We start from the raw sequence: 5,530 nt of genomic DNA, 5'->3' as shown, positions 1-5,530 counted from the left end.
TATAAGCGTCAATAAAAAGCCTTTCAAGGAATTATTCGACCCTGAAAATGATTCTGATGATGAAATCTTCCATGCCATTTCAATAGTATTTCCTGATGTTAGATTAAAAACTTATCTTGAGTTTAGAATGATGGATGGAGTAAACTATCCTACAAATTTTGCGATAGTTGCTCTTATAAAAGGACTTTTCTACTCTAAAGATAGTTTAAATGCTTTAGAAAAGATGTTTGAAGGCACGTCTTATAGTGAAGTTATGGATGCCAAATCTGAAACTCTTTTACACGGCCTAAAAGCCAAGTACAAGGGAATTACAATTTTAGGGCATCTAGAAAATTTATACAATTTGGCTTATTCAGCACTAGGAGATGAAAGTCATTTCTTATCTCCTATAAAAGAAATTATAAACAGCGGAAAATCTCCTAAAGATGTTTTTGAAGATATATTTGAATCTGAAGGTCTTAGGAGTGCAATAGAATATAATAGGGTTGATAAAAATGTTTAATATAAAATATGCAGAAGAATATATTTCTTTAATAAAAAAAGAACCGGAAAAATATTACAAGGACTATTTAAAACTTCTCGATGATGTTGCACATTCAAACGCAATATACAAAGAGAAGCCTGTACCTGTTACTTATCAAGGTCTTTTTTATGACCAAGAAGATAGGAAAAATTTCACACAACTTTGTAAAACTCTAATGGATATAACTCAAAAAGTTACTCATGAATATTTGAAAAATCCTGAGTACAGAAAACTTTTTGGATTTTCTAAAGAGCTTGAAGAATTGATTTTACATGACCCAGGGTATGACATAACAGTTCCGATTGCAAGATACGATGTCTTTTACAACGGTATGGATAAATTCAAATTTATTGAGTTCAATACAGATGGCTCAAGCGCAATGAATAAAGACAATACAGTTGGAGATCTATTAATTGAAACTTTGGCCATGAAAGAGTTTAGAAAAAAATATGATATTGAGTGCGTCGATATGTTTCATCCTTGGATTGAGGAATCCACGAAAATATATGAGTCAGTTCATCACAGAAAGCCTAATATAGCTATTGTGGACTTCTTAGATATAGGTGCTACTTATGAGTTTAAAAAGTTCCGTCAACTCTTTATGGAATCCGGATACAACTGCGAAATATTTGATATAAGAGATTTAAAGTATGTCGATGGAAATTTGGTTTGCGATGATTTTAAAATTGACATGGTTTACAGACGTGCAGTAACTGTTGAATATATGAAACACTATTCTGAAATGAAAGACTTCACTAAAGCCTATCTAGATAATGCTTTTATGTTAATTGGTTCTTTTAGAAGTCAGATTATGCACACTAAATTAATTTTCAAAATCCTACTTGACCCGCTTACTCAAAATATTTTGACTGATTATGAAAATAAATTTATAGAGGAGCATATTCCTTTTACAGATTATTTTGACGAAAGAGTTTATGAAGAAGTATTGGAAAATAAAGACCAATATATAGTAAAACCTGTTGATGATTATGCAAGTCATGGAGTTTATGCCGGAAGAGGATTTTCTAAAGAAGAATGGTCAAAACTTTTAGATGAAGCTTTGGTTTCTGACTATATTTATCAAAAATATTATGATATGGAACCGCTACCTTTCTTAGAATTTGATGATTCTGGAGAAATTAAAGTCAGTGGATTTACTGCTGTTTTAGGAATGTTCATTTACAACGGAAAATTCATTGCCCCTTACACCAGAATAGGACAAAATTCAACAGTTGGTGGTGCAGATAAACACTATGTGGCGCCAAATATGTTCATAAAAAAATAAGAATTCTTTTTCCCTTCTTGCTTAACATTTTGTAAGAAGGGATTTTTATGAATTCTTATCTTTTAAAATTTATTATATTCTTTCATTACTATAGGAATTGAGTTATAAAACCTCCAACCACTATTAATGGCAATCCAATAAATATAATTTGCGGTATACAAGTGTCCCTTATGTGGTCATGTTGTTTATCTACTCCAAGCCCCGCTGTAGGTCCCAGTGTTGTATCAGATGCCGGAGAGCCTGCATCGCCACAAACAGCCGCTATTGTGACCAACAATATTGTTGCACTTGGTGAAAATCCTAGCTTCATTGCCAACGGAACGTATATTGCTGAAATAATTGGAACTGTACCAAATGAAGTTCCTATTCCCAAGGTCACTAACAGACCAAGTAAAATCATCACATATGAAGAAATAAGTTTTGAACCGCCTAAAACTCCTGCCGCTGATTCAACTATTCTATCTATCGCTCCAGAATTTGTAATTACATTTGCATATCCTGCTGCCAACAGCATTACAAATGCGATAAATCCCATCATGTGAATTCCACCATCCAGCATATCTTGAATATCATTAAATTTTATAACACCTGTCAACACTATAAATATAAGTCCACAAAGTGCCCCTAAAGGTAATGACTTGGTCAATATTTGTACAGCAACTGTTATTACACCGGCTATTAATATAAGCCAATGATTTTTATCAGTTTTTACCTCTCCTTTAACTTCGCTTTCTCCAGCAACTACTCCGGAAATTGTTTTGTACTCTCTATCTCTTGAAAAGATTATAACTCCTATAGTAACCCCTATGGCCATTATTAATGCTATTATCCAGTTAGTTGAAATTACCATACTTCCATTTATTGAAAGACCTGCTTTCTTAAATGATGTGATTATCAATTCATGGAATATTGCACCATATGCTATTGGAAGTGTAATATATGGAGCTTTTAATCCAAATCCAAAACTTATTGAAAGCATTCTTCTGTCTACTTTCATTTTATTCATAAGCCCTAATAGCGGTGGTATTAATATCGGTATAAATGCTATGTGAATTGGTATAAATGTTTCGGCAACTACTGCAAATAACATTACAATTATAGCTAAAATAAATTTATTGCCTCTTATCAACTTTCCAATTTGTCTAGCCATAACTTCTGCTGCGCCACTTTTATTTATACAATAAGCCAAAGCTCCCAACAAAATGTAGCTAAGTGCTGTATCTGAATTAGCTCCCATTCCTCCAACTAAAAGCTTCATGGTTTCATCAATTGGTATTCCAGAAGTAACACCAGCAACTATAGCTGCAATTATAAGTGAAAAAAATACAGGGATTTTGACAAGACAAAGTCCTGCTAATACTATTACGGATAGTACAACCGGGTTTAATAAAATCATCTTCTTTCTCTTCTCCTTTTTTTATCTTTCGATTTACCCAGATAAATTATTAATATGATATATCTTATATTAATTATATTTATATAATACCCTTCACTTTTTAATATGACTCTAATATTATGTTTGTTTTTTATATAATTGTTTTTTTACTGTTCTAATGTTTATATGGTATTATATTTCAAGGTGATTTTTTGAGAACTATAGTTTACTTATTAACTGAAAACATGCCTAAAGAATTAGCCGTATTCCTTATATCAATGCTACCCTTTATTGAAGTCAGAGGTGCTATACCGATAGGAGTTGGACTTGGAATTCATCATATTGAAGTCCTTATAATTACCTTTTGTGGCTCAATAATACCCATGCCATTTTTGATAAAATTTATACGTCCTATTTTTACATGGTTGAAAAGAAAAAATTTATTTTTAAATTATATAGATAGATTAGAAAAAAAAGCTGATGATAATTGGGTTAAAATAAAAAGATATGAATTATTTGCTCTGTTTATATTTACAGCTATTCCATTGCCTGGTACAGGTGTATGGTCTGCAAGTTTAATTGCATCTTTGATGGACTTGCGTCTTAAAACTACAATTCCTACCATTATTTTAGGAAATAGTATAGCAACAGTTTTTATTGCAATTTTAAGTCATCTAATTATAAATTAATATAAAAAAGTCATAACTTTTCACTAATTACAGTGCGTTATGACTTTTAATAACGTTGTTCTTTAATCTTGCTAAATAAAATCAACTTTGCATTCTTTTAGATTCTCTATAGACTGCTTCAGACAACTTTCTTTCATCTATCCCCAACAATTCTCCTTTTTCTACTACTAGCTTTCCATTTACTACTGTATAATCTACAGCTCCTTTTAAACCTACCGTTCCCAGCATATTCTTGACATCAAAAGTTGCTCCTGCCAATTCTATTCTATTTCTATCTATTGCAAAGAAGTCTGCTGCCATTCCAGTTTCTAAATATCCTATATCTTTTCTGCCAAGCAACTCAGCACTTCCTCTAGTTGCCATTTTTAAAATATCATATCCTGTAGGCGCTTTTTCATGATAGGTCAATCTATGTAATAGATAAGCTACTCTCATTTCTTCTAGCATACTTGATCCATCATTACTCGCACTTCCATCAACAGCTAACCCCAAGGGAACTCCCAACTTCAACATCTCAGGAATACGTGCTACACCTGAAGACAATTTCATATTTGAACATGGGCAATGTGCCACTCCAGTTTTGGTCTTAGCTAAAATTTCAAGTTCTTCATCATTAAAATGAATTCCATGAGCAAACCAAACGTCATCTCCTATCCACCCAAGTTGTTCCATATATTCTAGGGGTCTGACACCTCTTTTCGCCAATGTAAATCTTTCTTCGTCCTTTGTTTCTGCAAGATGAGTATGTAATCTAACCCCTAAATCCCTTGCCAACTTTGCAGATTCTATCATCAAATCAGCTGTTACGCTAAATGGCGAACATGGTGCTAAAACAACCTGTCTCATAGAATATTTATTCTTATCATTAAATTTATTTACTATTCTTTCAGAATCTTTAAGTATAGAATCTATATTCTGAACAACTGAATCCGGTGGCAATCCTCCATCTTTCTTACTAAGATTCATACTACCTCTCGAAACTACCATCCGAACCCCTAATTTTTCTGCAGCTTCAAATTGTCTTTCTATAAAATCAAAGCTACTTTCAGGAAATACGTAATGATGGTCAAAAACTGTTGTGCACCCATATTTTGCCAGTTCTGCTAATCCCGTAAGAGAACTATAATATATTGAATCTCCTGTTAAATTCTTCCATATCTCATAAAGAACTTTCAACCAATCAAACAACTCTAAGTTTTGTACTTGCGGTAAATTTCTTGTCAATATTTGGTAAAGATGATGATGCGTATTTATTAAACCGGGATAAATTATTAAATCACTTGCGTCTATAGTTTCATCTGCTTTCAACTCAATGTTCTTCTCAATAGCTTTGATAATACCATCTTCTACAAAGATATCAAAATCTTCAAAAACCTCATCTTTATTATTACACGTAACTATTTTTTCTACATTTTTAAATAATAAAGTCTTTCCCATAAATAACTCCTCCTATCTTCTATGTATTAGTATTATATCTTTTTTTATTTTAAATACAAAAAAGGATACAATACTAAGTATTGTATCCTTTGGTGCCCAGAGCCGGAATCGAACCAGCGACACGAGGATTTTCAGTCCTCTGCTCTACCGACTGAGCTATCTGGGCAAAATGGTTTGGGTTATTATATTTAAAAAATATAATGGTGGGCCTTCGGGGACTC

General features: G+C 32.5%; 4 protein-coding genes, 1 tRNA gene and 1 pseudogene. 3 read left to right on the top strand and 3 right to left on the bottom strand.

What is annotated here, in order from left to right; all coding sequences use genetic code 11:
• Positions 1-502 (top strand): annotated as a pseudogene (locus tag SOR77_RS08940) (glutamate--cysteine ligase); the annotation flags it as partial.
• Positions 495-1,808: a glutathionylspermidine synthase gene (locus SOR77_RS08935; RefSeq protein ID WP_320636759.1), complete on the top strand. Its 1,314-nt coding sequence runs from the start codon at positions 495-497 to the stop codon at positions 1,806-1,808. The pseudogene SOR77_RS08940 and the gene SOR77_RS08935, both read left to right, overlap by 8 nt.
• Positions 1,809-1,896: 88 nt before the next feature.
• Here SOR77_RS08935 and SOR77_RS08930 read toward each other — a convergent pair whose 3' ends face one another.
• Positions 1,897-3,204: a Na+/H+ antiporter NhaC family protein gene (locus SOR77_RS08930; protein ID WP_320636758.1), complete on the bottom strand. Its 1,308-nt coding sequence runs from the start codon at positions 3,202-3,204 to the stop codon at positions 1,897-1,899.
• Between the two features lie 191 nt (positions 3,205-3,395).
• Between SOR77_RS08930 and SOR77_RS08925 the strand changes: the two genes are divergently transcribed.
• Positions 3,396-3,872: a small multi-drug export protein gene (locus SOR77_RS08925; RefSeq protein ID WP_320636757.1), complete on the top strand. Its 477-nt coding sequence runs from the start codon at positions 3,396-3,398 to the stop codon at positions 3,870-3,872.
• Positions 3,873-3,953: 81 nt separating this feature from the next.
• Here SOR77_RS08925 and SOR77_RS08920 read toward each other — a convergent pair whose 3' ends face one another.
• Together SOR77_RS08920 and SOR77_RS08915 are read right to left on the bottom strand one after the other, a co-directional pair.
• Positions 3,954-5,309, bottom strand: coding sequence for an 8-oxoguanine deaminase (locus tag SOR77_RS08920; protein ID WP_320636756.1), 1,356 nt, complete (start codon positions 5,307-5,309; stop codon positions 3,954-3,956).
• Positions 5,310-5,399: 90 nt separating this feature from the next.
• Positions 5,400-5,475, bottom strand: a tRNA-Phe gene (locus SOR77_RS08915).
• Positions 5,476-5,530 lie beyond the last annotated feature (55 nt).

This window comes from Peptoniphilus sp. (genome assembly GCF_034090345.1).
Lineage (GTDB): Bacteria > Bacillota > Clostridia > Tissierellales > Peptoniphilaceae > Peptoniphilus.
This window is presented reverse-complemented; position numbering and strand designations above follow the sequence as displayed.

Coding starts and splice junctions, on each gene's coding strand:
- SOR77_RS08935 (WP_320636759.1), top strand. CDS start 495: ATGTTTAATATAAAATATGCAGAAGAATATATTTCTTTAATAAAAAAA.
- SOR77_RS08930 (WP_320636758.1), bottom strand. CDS start 3,204: ATGATTTTATTAAACCCGGTTGTACTATCCGTAATAGTATTAGCAGGA.
- SOR77_RS08920 (WP_320636756.1), bottom strand. CDS start 5,309: ATGGGAAAGACTTTATTATTTAAAAATGTAGAAAAAATAGTTACGTGT.